Here is an 18,479-nt window from a genome sequence, read left to right on the forward strand (position 1 = left end):
AACTGGCTGCGCGACACGCCTGACGCCCGGTTGCAGAGGACTCGGTTATGGGCTTGAAAAGAGCTTTCGCCCGCAGCGTATCTCACCGACAACGCAGCCTGGCTAAAAGCGGTGTCGCCGCCCTGGTATTTTTTACGCTATTCACCGCGGTCACGCTTTCTTTGATCAACCACCAGCGCACGCAATATCAACATAAGGTCGAAGCGCGCACGCAAAAGTTCACGCTGGGTTATATCTCGCATCTGACGGCGGTGATGCGGCAAATGATGCCGCTGCTGGACAAGCCTTGCCTCTCCAGCCAGTCGGATATTACCTACCAGGCGGCCTTTACCAGCGGCGTGCGCACCTTCCTGTTGGTGAAGGACGGCTACGCCTATTGCTCCTCCGCCACGGGCGACATGATGTTGCCGATGAAAAATATCTACCAGGATATCGACTGGGATCTGCCTCTGGATCTCAAGCTGCAGCAGGGGACGCCGATGGTGCCAAATAAACCGGCGGTTGCGGTTTGGCTGCGACATCCCGGCGAAAAAGCCACCGGCATCCTCGCTACGCTGGACATCGATCTGATGCCCTACCTGCTGTTCACCTCGCACGACGAACAGGCGCCGGGCATCGCCATCGTGATGGGCAACCGCGCGCTGACCACTTTCAGCCCGAACCTGATGCCGGTCAATCAGCTACCGAAGGGCAAGGCGGATACCCTGACGCTGCCCAATCTGCCGCTGACCATCCTGTTCTACAACGAGAAACTGACCCCCAACGACATTCGCCTGACGCTGCTGGGCAGCCTGGTGCTATCATTGATGACCGGCGTACTCTGCTACTACATGCTGCTGCTGCGGCAAAGCCCGGAACGCGCGCTGCTGCGCGGCATCAAGCGCAACGAGTTCTTTATCGAATACCAGCCGGTGTTCCATACCGATAGCAACAGCATCGGCGGGCTGGAAGCGCTGATCCGCTGGCAGCATCCGATCGAGGGCCGCATCCCGCCCGATGTCTTTATCCCCTACGCCGAAAGCAACGGGCTGATCGTGCCGCTTACCCGCCACCTGTTCAGGCTGATCGCCGAAGATGCGCCACAGCTCGCCAAAGCGCTGCCACGGGGAGGTAAAGTCGGCCTCAACATTTCCCCCGCCCACCTTAGCGCACCATCGTTTCACCAGGACGTGTATGAACTGTTGACGCAGCTGCCGGGCGATTACTTTACGCTGGTGTTTGAAATCACCGAACGCGGCATGGTGGAAGAAGAGAGCGCGCTGGCGGAGTTTGACTGGCTGCACAAACAGGGCATCGAGATCGCGGTGGACGATTTCGGCACCGGGCACAGCGCGCTTATTTATCTTGAGCGCTTCACCATGGATTATCTGAAGATTGACCGTGGCTTCGTCAACACCATCGGCCAGGACACGGTCACCGCGCCGGTGCTGGATGCAGTGATCTCGCTGGCGAAAAAGCTGAAAATGCTGACGGTGGCCGAAGGCGTGGAAACCGCCGAGCAGATGCAGTTTCTGCAAGAACACGGCGTCAACTTCATGCAGGGGTACTACTTCAGCAAGCCGCTGAGCATCGATGATTTCGTCGCTTACTGCAATGCTAATCAGGTCTTTGATTATCAGGAAAAAAATAGTTAACCTTTAAGCATCTTTACCCTGCGCCCGCCCGAAGAATGTTATGCTGGGCGCAGGTTGTACTTTATTCCACAGCAGGAGCTTACCGTCTGATGTCCGTGCGCATTTTCGCTGCTCTGGTGCTCTCGGCACTGAGCTTCGGTCTGCGGGCCGAAGCCCTCAACGAAAGCTACGCTTTCGCCCTTCTCGGTGAACCGAAATACGCCACCGACTTCAGCCATTTTGACTACGTCAACCCGGCGGCGCCCAAGGGCGGCAACGTGCGACTGGCGGCCATCGGCACCTACGACAACTTCAACCGCTTCGCTACCCGCGGCGTGCCCGGCGAGCGCACGATGGAACTGTACGATACGTTGTTCACCAACTCCGACGACGAACCCGGCAGCTATTACCCGTTGATTGCCGAATCGGCCCGTTTCCCGGCCGACATGCGCTGGATGGAGTTGGATATCAACGCCCGCGCCCGTTTCCAGGACGGCAGCCCGATCACCGCCGCCGACGTGGCCTTTACCTTCAATAAATTCATGACCGAAGGCGTACCGCAGTTTCGCTCCTATTACAAAGGCGTCACGGTCAAGGCCATTTCCCGGCTGACGGTGCGCATCGAGCTGCCTAAGGCGAACCGTGAGCAAATCCTCAGTCTGCTCAGCCTGCGCGTATTGCCGGAAAGCTTCTGGAAAAACCATAAGCTCAACGAACCGCTCAGCACCCCGCCGCTCGCCAGCGGCCCGTATAAAATCGGCGATTATCGCCTCGGCCAGTACATCACCTATCAGCGGGTGCGCGACTACTGGGCCGCCAATCTGCCGGTGAACCGCGGCCGCTACAACTTCGACAGCATTCGCTACGATTATTATCTGGACGATAAGGTATCGCTGGAAGCCTTCAAGGCCGGCGCCTACGATTTCCGCATCGAGCCGTCGCCCAAAAGCTGGGCCACCCAATATCAGGGCGGCAACTTCGCGCGCAACTACATCATCAAGCAGGACGAAGTGAATCAGGCGGCACAGAATACCCGCTGGCTGGCGTTCAATCTGCAAAAACCGCTGTTCGCCGATCGTCGGGTACGGGAAGCGATCGGCCTGGCTTTCGATTTTAACTGGATGAACAAGGCGCTGTATTACAACGCCTATCAGCGCGCCGACAGCTATTTCCAAAACACCGCCTACGCCGCCCGCGGCTACCCGGACGCCGCTGAACTGGCCTTGCTGGCACCGCTCAAGGGCCAGATACCGCCGGAGGTGTTTACCCGCATCTACCAACCGCCCTCCTCCGACGGTAGCGGCAACGATCGACAAAACCTGCTGAAGGCGACCCAACTGCTGAAAGAAGCCGGTTGGGTGGTCAAAAATCAAAAGCTGGTCAACGCCAAAACCGGCCAGCCGTTCACCTTTGAACTGATGCTGCTGAGCGGCAGCAACTTCCAGTACGTGCTGCCGTTCCGCCACAACCTGCAGCGGTTGGGCATCGAGATGCAAATCCGCGAGATTGACGCCTCGCAGTACACCCGCCGCATGCGCGAGCGCGATTTCGACATGATGTCGACGGTGTATATGGCGATGCCGTTCCCCAGCGCCGATCTGCAAATTCTGTGGGATTCGCAGTACATCGATTCCAGCTATAACACCCCCGGCGTCAAAGATCCGGCGGTCGACAGCCTGGTCAGGCAAATCGCCGCCCATCAGGGCGATGAAAACGCCCTGTTGCCGCTCGGCCGCGCGCTGGACCGGGTGCTGACCTGGAACAACTACATGCTGCCGATGTGGTACTCCAACCACGACCGCTACGCCTATTGGGACAAATTCTCCACGCCGCCGATCCGCCCGGCCTATGCGATCGGCTTCGACAACTGGTGGTACGACGTCAACAAGGCGGCGCGCTTACCGGCTCAGCGGCAATAAGGAGTCGGAATGGCGGCCTATCTGATACGCAGACTGTTATTGGTGATCCCCACGCTGTGGGCGATCATCACCATCAACTTTTTTATCGTGCAAATCGCCCCCGGCGGTCCGGTCGATCAGGCCATCGCCGCCATTGAGCTGGGGCACGGCAGCGGGTTTGGCAGCGGCGGTGTCGGCGAAGGCCTGGGGCACGCCCGGACGGGCATCGCGGCAGGCGACGGCCAATATCGCGGTTCGCGCGGCCTGGATCCGGAGGTGATCGCCGAGATCACTAAGCGTTACGGCTTCGACAAACCGCTGCACGAGCGCTACTTCACCATGCTGTGGAACTATATGCGCTTCGACTTCGGCGACAGCCTGTTTCGCGGCGCTTCGGTGATGCAGCTGATCGGCCAGAGCCTGCCGGTCTCCATCACGCTGGGCCTCTGGAGCACGCTGATCATCTATCTGGTGTCTATCCCGCTCGGCATCCGCAAGGCCGTGCACAACGGCAGCGCGTTCGATACCTGGAGCAGCACGCTGATTATCATCGGCTACGCCATTCCGGCTTTTCTGTTCGCCATTCTGATGATCGTGCTGTTCGCCGGCGGCAGCTACCTGGACTGGTTCCCGCTGCGCGGCCTGGTATCGAGCAACTTCGACACCCTCTCATGGCCGGCGAAGATCGCCGACTACCTGTGGCACATCACGCTGCCGGTGCTGGCGACGGTGATCGGCGGCTTCGCCACCCTGACCATGCTGACCAAGAACTCATTCCTCGACGAGATCCGCAAACAATACGTCACCACCGCCCGCGCCAAGGGGCTAGACGAGAAAAAAATCCTCTACCGCCACGTGTTCCGCAACGCCATGCTGCTGGTGATCGCCGGTTTTCCGGCCACCTTTATCAGCATGTTCTTCACCGGCTCGCTGCTGATTGAGGTGATGTTCTCACTCAACGGCCTGGGGCTGCTGGGTTACGACGCCACGCTGCAGCGCGACTACCCGGTGATGTTCGGCACGCTGTATATCTTCACCCTGATCGGCCTGCTGTTGAATATCCTCAGCGATATCACCTACACCCTGGTCGATCCGCGCATTGACTTCGAGGCCCGCCAATGAGCCGCCTTAGCCCGATCAACCAGGCGCGCTGGGCGCGTTTTCGCCGCAACCGCCGCGGCTACTGGTCGCTGTGGATCTTTTTGGTGCTGTTCACCCTGAGCCTGGCCGCCGATCTGATCGCCAACGACAAACCGCTGTTGGTGCGTTATGAAGGCCGGTTGTACCTGCCGTTTATGATTAGCTACAGCGAAACCGCCTTCGGCGGCGAACTGAATACCGAAGCCGACTATCAGGATCCGTTCGTGCAGCGGCAAATCGAACGGCACGGCTGGGCGGTCTGGGCACCGATCCGCTTCAGTTACGACACCATCAACTTCGCCACGGAGGTGCCCTTCCCTTCGCCGCCTTCGCGGCACAACCTGCTGGGCACCGACAGCAACGGCGGCGACGTGCTGGCCCGGGTGCTGTACGGTTTTCGCATTTCGATGTTGTTCGGTCTGGCGCTGACGCTGTTTTCCAGCCTGATCGGCGTGTGCGTCGGCGCGACGCAGGGGTATTACGGCGGGCGTTTCGATCTGTGGGGACAGCGCTTTATCGAAGTGTGGTCGGGCATGCCGACGCTGTTTCTGATCATTCTGCTGTCGAGCATCGTCCAGCCCAATTTCTGGTGGCTGCTCGGCATCACCATCCTGTTCGGCTGGATGAGCCTGGTGGGCGTGGTGCGCGCCGAATTCCTGCGCACCCGCAATTTTGACTATATCCGCGCCGCGCGCGCCATGGGCGTGCCGGATCGGGTAATCATGTCCCGCCATATGCTGCCCAACGCCATGGTGGCGACGCTGACCTTCCTGCCGTTTATCCTCTGTGGCTCGATCACCACCCTGACGTCGCTCGATTTCCTCGGTTTCGGTCTGCCGATAGGCTCGCCGTCGCTCGGCGAATTGCTGCTGCAAGGCAAAAACAATCTGCAGGCGCCGTGGCTCGGCATCACCGCCTTCCTGGTATTGGCAGTGCTGCTGTCGTTATTAATCTTTATCGGCGAAGCGGTGCGCGACGCCTTTGACCCCAGCAAGGCGCATTGATATGGCCACTCCTTTGCTCGCTATTCAGGATCTCAGCATCGCCTTCCGTCAGGGCGACACCGTCACGCCGGTGGTCAACGAACTCTCTCTGCAAATAGCGCCGGCGGAAACGCTGGCGCTGGTAGGGGAATCCGGCTCCGGCAAAAGCGTCACCGCCCTGTCGATACTGCGTCTGCTGCCCGCGCCGCCGGTGGTTTACCCTGCCGGCGATATTCTGTTCAACGGCGAGTCGTTGCTGCATGCGCCGGAGACTGACCTGCGCAAGGTGCGCGGCAATCAGATCGCGATGATCTTTCAGGAACCGATGGTGTCGCTTAACCCACTGCACACCATCGAGAAACAGCTGGCGGAAGTGCTGATGCTGCACCGCGGCCTGCGGCGCGAAGCCGCGCGCGCAGAGATCGTCGAATGCCTGGAGCGCGTCGGCATCCGTCAGGCCAAAAACCGGCTGCAGGACTATCCGCATCAGCTGTCCGGCGGCGAACGCCAGCGGGTAATGATCGCCATGGCGGTGTTGACCCGCCCGAAACTGCTGATCGCCGACGAACCCACCACCGCGCTCGACGTGACTATCCAGGCGCAGATCCTGACGCTGCTGCAAGAATTGAAGCAGGAGATGGGCATGGGGCTGCTGTTCATCACCCATAATCTGAATATCGTGCGCCGCCTGGCAGACAACGTGGCGGTGATGCGCCAGGGGCGCTGCGTAGAGCAAAACGGCCGCGCACAGCTGTTCAGCCGGCCGCAGCATCCCTACACGCAGCAGCTGCTGGCCGCCGAAGACGTCGGTGAGCCGCTGCCGCTGCCCACCGCGCGCCCCGGCGACGAGCGGCCGCTGCTCAAGGTGGAAGATCTGCAGGTGCGCTTCCCCATCCGGCGCGGCCTGCTGCGCCGCACGGTGGATTATCACTATGCATTGAAATCATTGAGTTTCGAGCTGCGCGCCGGAGAGAGCGTGGGGCTGGTGGGGGAATCCGGATCGGGTAAAAGCACCACCGGGTTGGCGCTATTGCGTCTGCTGGCCTCGCAGGGCGCCATCTGGTTCGACGGCGAACCGCTGCACCCGCTCACGATGAAACAAATGCTGCCCTACCGCAGCCGAATGCAAATCGTCTTCCAGGATCCTTATTCCGCCCTGAATCCGCGCCTGAACGTGCAGCAGATCATCGCCGAGGGGCTGGAAGTGCACCAGCGGCTTAGCGCCGAGCAGCGGGAACAACGCGTGATCGAGGTGTTGCGGGAAGTCGGCCTGGATCCGCAGCTTCGCCACCGCTATCCCACCGAGTTTTCCGGCGGCCAGCGCCAGCGTATCGCCATCGCGCGCGCGCTGATCCTGCAACCGCAGCTGCTGATCCTCGACGAGCCGACCTCTTCACTGGATAAATCGGTGCAGGCGCAGATCCTGACGCTGCTGAAATCGCTGCAGCAACGCCACCGGTTGGCTTATCTGTTCATCAGCCATGACCTGCAGGTGGTGCGTTCGCTATGTCACCAGGTCATCGTACTGCGACAGGGGGAAGTGGTTGAACAGGGAGACTGCCGGGCGATTTTCGCGGCGCCCGCAGCCGACTATACCCGTCAACTGCTGCAGTTGGCGGATTAGCGGCGAATTCAGAAGGGGTATTGCGCGCTGAGCGGTTCGGCGATCGCGGCACCGACGTTTTTCAGGCGGCACATGGTGGCGCTCTCGTCGCTGCGCTGCACGAACAGGCAAGGTTCCCCTTCCCATTCGACGATCGCACAGTCGACCTGAATCTCCTGCAGCGACAGATTGAGCTGTTGCATTACCTGCCAGGCCTCGGCCCCTTCATGGCTGAGCAGCTTCAGCCCAATCAGGTTGTTATCTTCGTCTATTCCGTTAAACGGAATCGGTTCGACCTTCACGCCGGTGAAACCGGATAGCCAACGATAACTTTGCGGCAAGCGATGCACTACCGAAAGTTGGATACTCTCCACATGAAATCCCTAGTTTGAAAAGGTGAAACACTTTTACCTGACAGGGTTACTAAGTTATAGCCGTTGACTCCCGACTCTGCCGCGCACAAATGTTATTTAAATGTAAATTTTGCCGCAAGCCATTAACCTGACCCCGTGCTTGCCGATGCCGTGCCACTTTTTGGCGCGCCGTGCGGTGTTATTTCACGGCATTTTGCGACTCAGCTCGCATTTTTGCGTTATATGTAACCCTTTCCCGCAGCGATCTCAACTCTTTTTTCTTGCAATGCGACTACTTTTTCGTCGCCATATTTTTACAATGAAGAAACATCTTACCCGTCACGTTAGCGCCGCCACCGTTGCTAATACCTTGATTTACATCAATCCTAATACAAACCCCCCGCGCGGCTCAGCCGACAGCGCGCCGCGCCTTTCGGGGAATATTGGGCGGCACGGCGGCGGAATTTTTTAACAAAAAGCACACAGGTGAGAAAGCGGTCAATTGATTAGCTTGCGTATATTTAGCAACAAATTTTTCATTGCCGGTTGCACCCTGAAATGGCAGGGCGCAACCCCGTGACGATGCGGAGCGACACGCCCCGAATCGGGAGAACGTCAGGCTGCGCGATCGCGCGGCCGGCTGGCGTAAACATAGAACAGCACCGCCACGATGCTGCACAGCGCCATCGAGGTGACCATTGGCCAAGCGCTTTTGCCCGGCGCCATCGACAGCACCGCTCCCACCAGCGCACCGATGCTGAAGCGCAACGTACCGGCCAGGGAAGAAGCGGTGCCCGCCATATGCGGAAAATCATCCAGGATCACCGCCATGGCGTTGGAGGAGATCATCGCGATGCACCCCAGATAGACCGCAACGCCGATCACCAGCGCCCAGAAGCCCAGGCCTACGGAACTCACCGCCATTAGCCACAGCCCCATCGCCAGCTGTACCAGCAGCCCCAGCTTGAACATCTTGACCGCGCCGAAGCGCCGCACGTTGCGGCTGTTGATCAGCGTCGTCAGGAACAGGAAGACGATGTTCAGCGCAAAATAGTAACCGAAATGCTGCGGCGAAACGTGGTTCAGTTCGATGTAGACGAACGGCCCGGCGCTGAGGAACGAGAACATGCCCGCAAACGAGAAGGCGCTGGCCAACATGTAACTAAGCACCCGCTTATGGCGGAACAGCGAACCGAAGTTGCCCAGCGTGGTGCGCAGGTGGAACCGCTGGCGCCGCTCTTTCGGCAGCGTCTCCTTGATGAACAAGGCCACCAGTAGCGAACCGATCAGCGCCGCGGCGCCCATGGTCCAGAAGATGGCGTGCCAGCTGAACCACAGCAGCAGCGCACCGCCGATCATCGGCGCCAGCAGTGGCGCAATGGTCATCACCAGAATGACGAACGACATCATGCGCGAGAACTCATCCTTGGTGAACATATCGCGCATCAGGGCGTTGATCACCACGCTGGCGGCCGCCGCCGCCAAACCGTGCAGGAAACGCAGCCCGATCAGTTGATCGATCGACTGCGCCATAGCACAGGCGCAGCCGGCGATGGCGAAGATCAGCGTTCCCCACAGGATCACCGGCTTGCGGCCGATGCTGTCCGACATCGGCCCATAGAACAGCTGCCCGAAGGCAAAGCCGAGCATATAGGCGCTGAGCGTCATCTGCACGCTGCCGGACTCGACGCCAAACTGGGCGGCGATCACCGGCATACTGGGCAGGTACATGTCGATGGCCAACGGCATCAACATGGACAACAGGCCCAGAATGAAAATCAAACCGAGATGAGAGGTTCGGTTCTGTTGCACGTTCCACGACTCCTTAATCGGCCGCAATCAATGATCGGTTATCAGTCCTGCAGGTGCGGCGCGCCCACGCTGGCGATCTCTTCTTCTGTCAAGGGGCGATATTCGCCCGGCGCCAGATCGTCATCCAGCACGATGGCGCCGATGCGCTCACGGTGCAACGCGATCACCCGGTTGCCGACGGCGGCGAACATCCGCTTCACCTGGTGGTAGCGCCCTTCGCTGATGGTCAAGCGCACCACGTGCTCGTCGACCTGCTCCAGCGTCGCCGGCCGCGTCAGATCTTTCTCGTTGTGCAGTTGCACCCCTTCAGCGAAACGCTGCGCGGTGTCTTCCGCCAACGGGTGCTCCAACGTGACCAAATAGGTTTTCTCGCAGTGGTGGCGCGGCGACGTGACACGGTGCGACCATTGACCGTCGTCGGTCATCAGCACCAGCCCGGTGGTGTCGATATCCAACCGCCCGGCGGCGTGCAGCTTGTACGCGACCGGCTCATCGAGGAAATACAGCACCGTCGGATGATCGGGATCGTCAGTAGAGCAGACGTAGCCCTGCGGTTTGTTGAGCATGAAATAGCGCGGGCCGTTCTGCTGCTGCAGCGGATTGCCGTCGAACGCCACTTCTTGCTCCGGGGTCAGTTTGACAGCCCCGCTCTTCACTACCTCACCGTCCACGGTGACGCGTTTAGCCCGAAGTTCGCGCGCGACCAGCGCACGGCTGATGCCTAACTGCTGAGATAAAAACTTGTCCAATCGCATGGGATCTGCTTTGCCTGTCGTTGTTATGATCGCATTGATCGTATTGCCAAAATATGACGCCCGCCGTTGCACCGGGTGCAAATAGCAGGTTCAGGGGGGGAATCGCGTGGGGGAACAGCGATTGCTGTCACACAAGTATAGCGACACAACGCGTTGCCCGACAGAGGTAATTTTCACGCTTCTCGCACCGCGCGAGCGCAGAAGGCATAATAGTAGAAATTTTTCGGCCGCCCGGGGCGTAAAATGTCGCTGTTTCTGTGGGAACGGGGGCGACAAGATCTGTACCCGGCGGCCCATTCCACTCTACGGCGTTCATTTATGGCCTTTACCCTACGCCCCTACCAACTGGAAGCGGTCGAAGCCACCATCAACCATTTCCGGCGGCGTCCCGAACCGGCGCTGATCGTGCTGCCGACCGGCGCCGGCAAAAGCCTGGTGATCGCCGAACTGGCGAAGCGCGCCCGTGGGCGGGTGCTGGTGTTGGCGCACGTCAAGGAACTGGTGGCGCAAAACCACGCCAAATACTGCGCCTACGGCCTGGAGGCGGACATCTTCGCCGCCGGTCTGCAACAAAAAGAGAGCGCCGGCAAAGTGGTGTTCGGCAGCGTGCAGTCGGTGGCGCGCAACCTGCCGCTGTTCGACGGCGCCTTTTCGCTGCTGATCGTCGATGAATGCCACCGCATCAGTGACGACGACGACAGCCAGTACCAACAAATCATCCAGCACTTGCAGAAAACCAACCCGCAGCTGCGGCTGCTGGGGTTGACCGCCACGCCCTATCGTCTGGGCAAGGGCTGGATTTACCAGTATCACTACCACGGTTTTACTCGCGGCGACGGCGCCAGCCTGTTTCGCGACTGCATCTATGAGCTGCCGCTGCGCTATATGATTAAGAACGGCTTCCTGGTGCCGCCTGAGCGGCTGGACATGCCGATTGTGCAGTACGATTTCAGCCGGCTGGAGGCCAGAAGCAACGGCCTGTTCAGCGAAGCGGATCTGAACCGCGAACTGAAGCGGCAAAACCGCGTCACGCCGCACATTATCAGCCAGATTGTGGAGTACGCCGACGATCGCAAAGGGGTGATGATCTTCGCCGCCACCGTCGAGCACGCCCGCGAGATCCACGGCCTGCTGCCGAACGGCGAGGCCGCGCTGGTCAGCGCCGAAACGCCGCCCGCCGAGCGCGATGCGCTGATCGAGGCGTTCAAACAGCAGCAGTTGCGCTATCTGGTCAACGTAGCGGTATTGACCACCGGTTTCGACGCGCCGCACGTCGATCTGATCGCGATCCTGCGCCCGACCGAGTCCGTCAGCCTGTATCAGCAGATCGTCGGCCGCGGGCTGCGGCTGGCGCCCGGCAAGGAGGATTGTCTGATCCTCGACTACGCCGGCAACCCGCACGATCTGTTCACGCCGGAGGTCGGCGTCAGCAAGCCGCACGGCGACAGCCAGCCGGTGCAGGTGTTCTGCCCGGCCTGCGGCTTCGCCAATCTGTTCTGGGGCAAGTGCACCGAGAACGGCGATATCATCGAGCACTACGGCCGCCGCTGTCAGGGCTGGCTGGAAGACGACGACGGCCACCGCGAACAGTGCGATTACCGCTTCCGGTTCAAGAGCTGCCCGCACTGCGGCGCGGAGAACGACATCGCCGCACGCCGCTGCCATCAGTGTCAGGAAGTGCTGGTCGATCCCGATGACATGCTGAAGGCTGCGCTGAAGCTGAAAGACGCACTGGTGCTGCGCTGCGGCGGCATGGAACTGCAGAGCGGCCGCGATGACAAGGGCGAATGGCTGAAGGCCACCTATTACGACGAGGACGGCACCAGCACCAGCGAGCGCTTCCGCCTGCAGACGCCGGCGCAGCGCAAAGCGTTCGAGATGCTGTTCCTGCGCCCGCACCAGCGCGCGCCGGGCGTGCCGTTCGCCTGGCACACCGCCGCCGACGTGCTGGCGCAACAGCAGGCGCTGCGCCATCCGGATTTCGTGGTGGCGCGCAAACGCGGCCAGTTTTGGCAGGTGCGCGAGAAAGTGTTCGATTATCAAGGCCGTTTCCGCCGCGCCAATCAATTGACCTGAGCGAACGGTCCCCAATCTGGACAGGTTTTCGTTGCCCTGCAGGCGGCTTTCCGTTAAAATGCCGCGCGCTTTACCTGGGCCTGCCCAGCGTTAAAGCGGATTTCCGAACTTGCTACTTGGGTCGCCTGTAGCAGGGTAAATTTTCTTTTAAGAGAAAAAACAATGTTCACTATCAATGCAGAAGTACGTAAAGACCAGGGTAAAGGTGCGAGCCGCCGCCTGCGTGCAGCAAACAAATTCCCAGCTATCGTTTACGGTGGCAAAGAAGCTGCAGTTTCCATCGAATTGGACCATGATTCTGTTAAGAACATGGAAGCTAAACCAGAATTCTACAGCGAAGCAGTAACTCTGGTTATCGACGGTAAAGAAACCAAAGTTAAGGTTCAGGCTGTACAGCGTCACCCGTTCAAGCCAAAACTGGCTCACATCGACTTCGTTCGCGTTTAATCGCTACGTTTTCGAACCTTTCGGGACGCCGAAATAAAGAACGCCGCAATTGCGGCGTTTTTTATTGTCTGCGATCCGGCGCGCTTACTTGCCGCTGCCGGTCCGGCGCTGCAGCTGATCGCGCAGGTTCGGCGGCGTGCCTCTGATGGTCAGCGTGTCGGTGGCCGCATCCCAGAAAATGCGCTCGCCCAACAGCATGGCGTCGAAATTCAGGCTGATGCCGCCGCCGCTGCCGGCAAATTTGGTCAGCTGGCGCAGCGTGCCGCGATCCGCCGGGAAGCTTTCCTCCAACTCATACCCTTGTTCGCTGGAGAACTGCATGAAGTCTTTCTCGCCGACCGGCGACAGCTCCTGCGACAGGGCCTGCAGTTCAATCTCTTCGCCCGCCTGCAGCTGTTCGTTGCAGTAGCTGTACACCTGTTGGCGCACCGACTGGCGCTCGTTCTTGTCCAACTGCGCATCGGCGCAGTAGTCGTCCACCGCCTGCAGCAGCCCGCGGTTTTGCGCCTTGGTGTCCAACCCTTCGGACGCCGCCAGGAAATCCATGAAGAAGTCGGCGACCTTGCGGCCTACGCGCCCGCGCAGGAAGGTCAGATAGCGGGTCGATTCCGGGTTGGTTTCCCATTCGGTCAGATCGATGCGCGCAACGATATCGGCGTTGTTGATGTCCAGATAGTGCGTGGTGTTGATATCCAGCTCTTCGTTGACACGCATGCTGTTACGGCTGTTCAGCACCGCGATCAGCAAGTACTCCACCGCCAGATAACGGTATTGGCCGAACAGCACCACGCCGCCTTCGGCAAACGGATACTTCGCCAGTTCGTCGCGCAGGCGGCCGGTCGCCGCGCGGCTGAAGGCCAGAAAGTCCTTATCGTCCTTGCGGCAAGTGCGCAGCGCTTCCGCCAGTTCGCTGCCTTCGTTGAACAGGCCCAAGGCCTTGCTCTTGGCGCTGTAGACGCGATGCAGTTCCGTCATCATTTCTTCCACCGCCGCGTTGGTGGGAAGCAAGGTATCGCGCAACACCACGTCCAGCGTTTGCTCGTCGCGTTTCACCAATTGGTGCAGAGCGATCTGGTCGATATCCAGACTCATGATAAATCCTCCTGTTCTTTAGGCGCGTATTCAAACACTGAAGACCCCGCCCTGCAATACTAAAAAGCGGCGGCAAACCGGAAAGGCGCAGCGGGGCCCCGCCCCGGCGCGGGCGAACAATTTCCCGAATGACAGGAAGTGATAAAAGAGCGGAAAATCACTGCCCTATACGGTAAGATAGGGCACTTTGCAGATTACTAAGCGCAATTTTATGCCACAATCATCCCGTTACAGTGACGAACACGTTGAACAACTGCTCTCAGAGCTGGTCAATGTTCTGGAAAAACACCATACCCCCACCGATCTTTCCCTGATGGTGCTGGGCAACATGGTCACTAATTTGATCAACACCAGCGTTGCCCCCGCGCAGCGGAAAACCCTGGCGAGATCGTTCGCGGAAGCCTTGCAGGCTTCTGTCCGTGAAGATAAAGCACATTAATATTGACTTATGGTGACAAACCGTCAGCGTTATCGTGAAAAAGTCTCCCAGATGATCAGCTGGGGGCACTGGTTCGCCTTATTCAACATCCTGCTCGCCCTTGGGCTGGGCAGCCGCTACCTGTTTGTCACCGACTGGCCCGCATCCCTGCTGGGCCGGGTCTATGCCTTTGTCAGCCTGCTGGGGCATTTCAGCTTTATCGTGTTCGCCGGCTATCTGCTGGTGATCTTCCCGCTCACCTTCGTGGTGATGTCGCAGCGGCTGCTGCGATTTATTTCCGCCGCGTTGGCCACCATCGGGCTCACGCTGTTGCTGGTCGACAGCGAAGTGTTCTCCCATTTCCACCTGCACCTCAATCCGGTGGTGTGGGATCTGGTGGTCAACCCGGATCAAAGCGAACTGTCGCGTGACTGGCAGCTGATGTTTATCTGCGTACCGGTGATCTTCCTGGTGGAGATGCTGTTCGGCACCTGGAGCTGGCAGAAGCTGCGCAGCCTGAACCGCCGCCGCTTCGGCAAGCCGCTGGCGGCGCTGTTTATCAGCGCCTTTTTCGCGTCGCACCTGATTTATATCTGGGCCGACGCCAACTTCTATCGCCCGATCACCATGCAGCGGGCCAACCTGCCGCTCTCGTACCCGATGACCGCGCGCAAGTTCCTCGAGAAACACGGCCTGCTCGACCAGCAAGAGTATGAGCGCCGTCTGGTGCAACAGGGCAACCCGGAAGCGGTGTCGGTAGAGTATCCGCTCAGCGATCTCAGCTACGGCGATAAAGGCAGCGGCTATAACCTGCTGATGATCGTAGTGGACGGCATTCGCGCCAAAGACGTGCCGCAGGACATGCCAACCCTGACCCGCTTCGCCCAGGAAAACGTGCGTTTCAGCGATCACTACAGTTCGGGCAACCATGCCGATACCGGGCTGTTCGGGCTGTTCTACGGCATTTCCCCGACCTATCTGGACAGCGTGCTCGCCGGCCGTAAGCCGTCGGCACTGATCAATGCGCTCGGCGATCGGGGCTACCAGCTGGGGCTGTTCTCCTCCGATGGCTTCAATGCCAGCCTGTACCGCCAGGCTCTGTTGACCGACTTCTCGCTGCCGACGCCGGCGCCGCAAAGCGATGCGCAAACCACGCAGCAATGGCAACGCTGGCTGACGGATCAGGGCGACAAAGAGCCGTGGTTCTCCTATATCAACTTCAGCGGCGCCGAGCCGACCGAAGGCGACAAAAAACCGGTTCCGGCCGACTTTATTCGGCGCTACCGCACCGGCGCGCAAGATGTGGACGCCCAGATAGGCCAGGTGCTGGACACGCTGAAACAGCGCGGCCTGCTGGATAAAACCGTGGTGGTGATCACCGCCGAGCACGGCGTCGAGTTCAACGACAGCGGCAAAGGCCAATGGGGCGCCGGCACCGCCTTCAACCAGGCGCAGCTGCAGGTGCCGTTGGTGATCCACTGGCCGGGCACCCCGGCGCAGACCATCAGCAAGCTGACCGGCCATAACGACGTCATGCGCACCTTGATGCAACGCCTGCTGCACGTGAAAACCGCGCCGAAAGACTATTCGCAAGGCGAGGATCTGTTCACCGCCCAGCGCCGCAACAACTGGATCGCCACCGGCGATGGCAACCAGCTGGTGATAACCACGCCGACACAAACGCTGATGCTGGACAACAGCGGCAACTATCGCGTCTACGATCAGAACGGCGATGAAATAAAAGACGAGAAACCGCAGCTTGCTCTGCTGTTGCAGGTGTTGACCGATGTAAAACGCTTTATCGCCAACTAACTGCTTAAAACTAAAGCAATCAAATGGCGAGGCGCTTGCATTAACATCGGGAATCGGTAGTATGATTTTTCATAGCGTCGGCATGTAGCGCAGCCTGGTAGCGCACCGTCATGGGGTGTCGGGGGTCGGAGGTTCGAATCCTCTCATGCCGACCAAATTTAAGAAAACCTGCTGTTACAGCAGGTTTTTTTTCGTCTGCACTTTGAGAGGATGAGAATCTCCGAAGGAGGTTTGAGCCGAACGAAGTGAGACCACGTTGCTTTAGCAACGGCCCGCAGGGCAAGCATCGAAGATGCGCAAAGAACCAACAATCAAGATCTGGCGGGGCGGTCGACGTGCCGGCGCTAGCGCCCCCATCGGCGACACGAACGCGCTACAACACGGCGAGCGAAGCCGGCGGGCATTCTTGCCGCTGTTCGATGGCGAGACATTACTCCGCTGGAGTCCTGCGAATTTGCCATCTGGTGATTGCCGAGTGTGTGGGGGGCTGTGGCGTAATATCCCCATCCCCTGCCTCTGACTCGCAGCCTGTCGCGTACCGATGCTGCTGGACGGCATCATGCGGCAACATACCAATGGCATGGTTCGGCTGGAGAAATCCGAGGCCAAATTAACGCCTGACATAGCCAGATTGGAATTGGTGCGGACAAGGGTTCGCCTTGCTCAAGCAAAAGCCGCCAGGCGCTCAGTAATATTTTGAGCGTAATCTGACAGGGCGCGAAGCCCCTCCGTAGCATAATGAGTGCGAATTCCCTTTTGTTACTTTTAAGCCCCCCTTTAATGCGGTTGCCTAACTTAATTCATTCATTTTGGTACGCGCACCGAAGCAAATGATAAATATGAGTACGATACCTACCAGCTGAGGCCAAGTTACACCACAAAAGAGTTAATTCATAAAATACTTTTATACTTAACGCAATAATATTTCGTGATAGCTATGAGCAATTAATTTAAATTTGACTACCCGCTGAAAATAGCTAATCATAAAAATCCTTACAAAGGTTTGTACAAGATAAACTTATTAATCAAAAGGAGTTATTTATAAAAGTCATTGATTTCTCAATGCTGGATTATATTGCTGGTGGCCGTGGCAATAATGGCGGTGACCGTGTTGATAATGGTGGCAGAACTAGCAACGGAAAAAGTGGGAGAAGTAACAATAGCAACGGTAACTATTACTCAAAACAAGGTGATGCCATAACCAATTGTAATAACGGCATTATCGGTGGGATGATTGCAGGATCGCTCGGAGGAGTACCGGGTCTCGCTGTTGGGCTTATCGGCGGCGCAATAGCTGGCGGTTGCTTCAATAATCAAGGTTCCAATGGGGGGCAGAGTAACAATGCAGGCAGTAAAAACAATTGCAACAACTCAATAGGCGGTTCTTGTAAGGTTTAACTTTACCTTCAAGAACATAACATTACAATATCAGACGGGACTAAGACGGTGACAAGGATTATCAGTTCATTAATTGTGTTTTTATCCATCCTGGCCGGTTCTTTTTTTCTGAGTGGTGCTGGGGTAATTGGTTACCAACCGTGGTTTTCTGCACCCGTGAATTTGTCAAAATTTGTGATTATCGTTGTCACCTACTGCTCTTTTGTTTACGGCGCATTAAGTATTTATAGAAAACTTAAAAAATAAATCCCATAAGAAAGCCATAAAACAGGCATGCCGTTTAGTTTTGGGTTAAAGAATAGAATTAACTATAAATTAACCCTCGATAATTCAGTTTTTCGTCTGCCGTTTACGCGGAAAGTTTGACGATCGCCGCCGGAATACCCTGACGCACCGCCGCACCGGTCACCCAATCCAGCCAGGTATTCGGCACTTCCCGCGTCGGATCGGCAAACCCCAGATCGTTGAGGTTGATGCCGGCGGCGATGCGCTCATCCATCGCCAGCGGTTCACCATCCAGGTAGTGCTGGCTGGCCCCCATCTCCCGGTGGCCGTAGCCGTGTTCCACCGCGAGCACGCCGGGCATCACCCCCGCCAGCAAACTGATCTGCGCCTCGCGGCTGCCGCCCGGCGTACAGATGCGCACCCAATCACCGTGTTGAATGCCGAAACGCGCTCCGTCCGCCGGGTTCAAGGCCACCAGGTTCATCGGCTTCACGTCGTGCAGGCGCCGGATCACCGCGGTGGAGCTGCTCATCACATTAGATTTGAAGGACATCAGGCGCAGCGGCCACTGCCGTTCTGGGTAGAGCGCTTCCACCGCGCGGCCGTCCGACAAACGCGCCGGGTAGCAGGTGGGGCAGCCGCTGAAACGCTCGCCGGTGATCGCATGCCGGTGCTTCGCCACTTCCGCATTCCAGATCTGCAGCGGTTTCTCCCAGCGGTTGCCCACGCTGCCGTGGGGGGGGGGGGGGGGGGGGGGGGGGGGGGGGGGGGGGGGGGGGGGGGGGGGGGGGGGGGGGGGGGGGGGGGGGGGGGGGGGGGGGGGGGGGGGGGGGGGGGGGGGGGGGGGGGGGGGG

Annotated in this window: 15 protein-coding genes, 1 tRNA gene and 1 other RNA gene; 12 read left to right on the top strand and 5 right to left on the bottom strand. The window is 58.8% G+C overall.

The annotated features are described in order from the left end of the window. The first annotated feature begins 47 nt into the window (after positions 1-47). The 5 genes from ACJ8PN_RS24580 to yejF all read left to right on the top strand — a co-directional run bounded on the left by ACJ8PN_RS24580 (position 48) and on the right by yejF (position 7,258). Positions 48-1,634, top strand: a complete 1,587-nt coding sequence (locus tag ACJ8PN_RS24580; protein ID WP_004935747.1) for a cyclic di-GMP phosphodiesterase — start codon at positions 48-50, stop codon at positions 1,632-1,634. Between the two features lie 89 nt (positions 1,635-1,723). Then, positions 1,724-3,532 (top strand): extracellular solute-binding protein, encoded by a 1,809-nt coding sequence (locus tag ACJ8PN_RS24585; protein ID WP_442535322.1) that lies wholly within the window; start codon positions 1,724-1,726, stop codon positions 3,530-3,532. A gap of 9 nt (positions 3,533-3,541) precedes the next feature. Further along, on the top strand, positions 3,542-4,633 hold the full coding sequence (locus ACJ8PN_RS24590) for a microcin C ABC transporter permease YejB (protein WP_004935753.1): 1,092 nt from the start codon (positions 3,542-3,544) through the stop codon (positions 4,631-4,633). Continuing rightward, positions 4,630-5,655: an ABC transporter permease gene (locus tag ACJ8PN_RS24595; protein WP_015378535.1), complete on the top strand. Its 1,026-nt coding sequence runs from the start codon at positions 4,630-4,632 to the stop codon at positions 5,653-5,655. Before ACJ8PN_RS24590 ends, ACJ8PN_RS24595 begins: the two co-directional genes overlap by 4 nt. 1 nt (position 5,656) lies before the next feature. After that, on the top strand, positions 5,657-7,258 hold the full coding sequence (gene yejF / locus ACJ8PN_RS24600) for a microcin C ABC transporter ATP-binding protein YejF (RefSeq protein ID WP_060559957.1): 1,602 nt from the start codon (positions 5,657-5,659) through the stop codon (positions 7,256-7,258). An 8-nt stretch (positions 7,259-7,266) separates the two neighbouring features. Here the strand turns inward: yejF and ACJ8PN_RS24605 are convergent, their stop codons facing one another. From ACJ8PN_RS24605 to rsuA, 3 genes are all read right to left on the bottom strand, one after another. Beyond that, complete coding sequence (locus tag ACJ8PN_RS24605; RefSeq protein WP_004935763.1) at positions 7,267-7,611, bottom strand: YejG family protein; 345 nt, start codon at positions 7,609-7,611, stop codon at positions 7,267-7,269. Between the two features lie 594 nt (positions 7,612-8,205). After that, entirely contained in the window at positions 8,206-9,402 is a 1,197-nt protein-coding gene (locus tag ACJ8PN_RS24610; RefSeq protein WP_004935766.1) for a Bcr/CflA family multidrug efflux MFS transporter, read from the bottom strand. 41 nt (positions 9,403-9,443) lie between these two features. Then, a complete protein-coding gene (gene rsuA / locus ACJ8PN_RS24615) occupies positions 9,444-10,157 on the bottom strand; it encodes a 16S rRNA pseudouridine(516) synthase RsuA (RefSeq protein WP_004935770.1) in 714 nt (237 codons plus the stop codon). 318 nt (positions 10,158-10,475) lie between these two features. Between rsuA and ACJ8PN_RS24620 the strand changes: the two genes are divergently transcribed. After that, complete coding sequence (locus ACJ8PN_RS24620) at positions 10,476-12,233, top strand: DEAD/DEAH box helicase (protein ID WP_004935773.1); 1,758 nt, start codon at positions 10,476-10,478, stop codon at positions 12,231-12,233. A gap of 162 nt (positions 12,234-12,395) precedes the next feature. Further along, the gene (rplY, locus tag ACJ8PN_RS24625) at positions 12,396-12,680 is read left to right on the top strand and encodes a 50S ribosomal protein L25 (protein ID WP_004935776.1); all 285 of its coding nucleotides are present in this window, start codon (positions 12,396-12,398) and stop codon (positions 12,678-12,680) included. A gap of 84 nt (positions 12,681-12,764) precedes the next feature. Here the strand turns inward: rplY and yejK are convergent, their stop codons facing one another. Then, a complete protein-coding gene (yejK, locus tag ACJ8PN_RS24630; protein ID WP_004935779.1) occupies positions 12,765-13,772 on the bottom strand; it encodes a nucleoid-associated protein YejK in 1,008 nt (335 codons plus the stop codon). Between the two features lie 211 nt (positions 13,773-13,983). Here yejK and ACJ8PN_RS24635 point away from each other — a divergent pair, with 211 nt between their 5' ends. The 5 genes from ACJ8PN_RS24635 (at position 13,984) to ACJ8PN_RS24655 (ending at position 17,400) form a co-directional block, all read left to right on the top strand. Then, positions 13,984-14,211, top strand: coding sequence for a YejL family protein (locus ACJ8PN_RS24635; protein WP_004935782.1), 228 nt, complete (start codon positions 13,984-13,986; stop codon positions 14,209-14,211). 9 nt (positions 14,212-14,220) lie between these two features. After that, the gene (yejM, locus tag ACJ8PN_RS24640; protein WP_131164955.1) at positions 14,221-16,002 is read left to right on the top strand and encodes an LPS biosynthesis-modulating metalloenzyme YejM; all 1,782 of its coding nucleotides are present in this window, start codon (positions 14,221-14,223) and stop codon (positions 16,000-16,002) included. 78 nt (positions 16,003-16,080) lie between these two features. Beyond that, positions 16,081-16,157 (top strand) — tRNA-Pro (locus tag ACJ8PN_RS24645). Positions 16,158-16,197: 40 nt separating this feature from the next. After that, a non-coding RNA gene (locus ACJ8PN_RS24650) (RtT sRNA) lies at positions 16,198-16,316 on the top strand. Positions 16,317-17,064: 748 nt separating this feature from the next. Next, entirely contained in the window at positions 17,065-17,400 is a 336-nt protein-coding gene (locus tag ACJ8PN_RS24655; RefSeq protein ID WP_253718476.1) for a hypothetical protein, read from the top strand. A gap of 349 nt (positions 17,401-17,749) precedes the next feature. On the opposite strand, the gene ACJ8PN_RS24660 is transcribed toward ACJ8PN_RS24655, so the two are convergent. Beyond that, positions 17,750-18,479 (bottom strand): molybdopterin dinucleotide binding domain-containing protein (locus tag ACJ8PN_RS24660; RefSeq protein ID WP_442535323.1); only part of this gene is annotated, 730 nt, incomplete at its 5' end.

Source organism: Serratia sp. CY76391 (assembly GCF_052166695.1).
Classification (GTDB): domain Bacteria; phylum Pseudomonadota; class Gammaproteobacteria; order Enterobacterales; family Enterobacteriaceae; genus Serratia; species Serratia nematodiphila.

What these genes read in the sequence shown, in the direction of transcription:
- ACJ8PN_RS24580 (WP_004935747.1), top strand. Translation starts at nt 48, where the DNA reads ATGGGCTTGAAAAGAGCTTTCGCCCGCAGCGTATCTCACCGACAACGC.
- ACJ8PN_RS24585 (WP_442535322.1), top strand. Translation starts at nt 1,724, where the DNA reads ATGTCCGTGCGCATTTTCGCTGCTCTGGTGCTCTCGGCACTGAGCTTC.
- ACJ8PN_RS24590 (WP_004935753.1), top strand. Translation starts at nt 3,542, where the DNA reads ATGGCGGCCTATCTGATACGCAGACTGTTATTGGTGATCCCCACGCTG.
- ACJ8PN_RS24595 (WP_015378535.1), top strand. Translation starts at nt 4,630, where the DNA reads ATGAGCCGCCTTAGCCCGATCAACCAGGCGCGCTGGGCGCGTTTTCGC.
- yejF (WP_060559957.1), top strand. Translation starts at nt 5,657, where the DNA reads ATGGCCACTCCTTTGCTCGCTATTCAGGATCTCAGCATCGCCTTCCGT.
- rsuA (WP_004935770.1), bottom strand. Translation starts at nt 10,157, where the DNA reads ATGCGATTGGACAAGTTTTTATCTCAGCAGTTAGGCATCAGCCGTGCG.
- ACJ8PN_RS24620 (WP_004935773.1), top strand. Translation starts at nt 10,476, where the DNA reads ATGGCCTTTACCCTACGCCCCTACCAACTGGAAGCGGTCGAAGCCACC.
- rplY (WP_004935776.1), top strand. Translation starts at nt 12,396, where the DNA reads ATGTTCACTATCAATGCAGAAGTACGTAAAGACCAGGGTAAAGGTGCG.
- yejK (WP_004935779.1), bottom strand. Translation starts at nt 13,772, where the DNA reads ATGAGTCTGGATATCGACCAGATCGCTCTGCACCAATTGGTGAAACGC.
- ACJ8PN_RS24635 (WP_004935782.1), top strand. Translation starts at nt 13,984, where the DNA reads ATGCCACAATCATCCCGTTACAGTGACGAACACGTTGAACAACTGCTC.
- yejM (WP_131164955.1), top strand. Translation starts at nt 14,221, where the DNA reads ATGGTGACAAACCGTCAGCGTTATCGTGAAAAAGTCTCCCAGATGATC.
- ACJ8PN_RS24655 (WP_253718476.1), top strand. Translation starts at nt 17,065, where the DNA reads ATGCTGGATTATATTGCTGGTGGCCGTGGCAATAATGGCGGTGACCGT.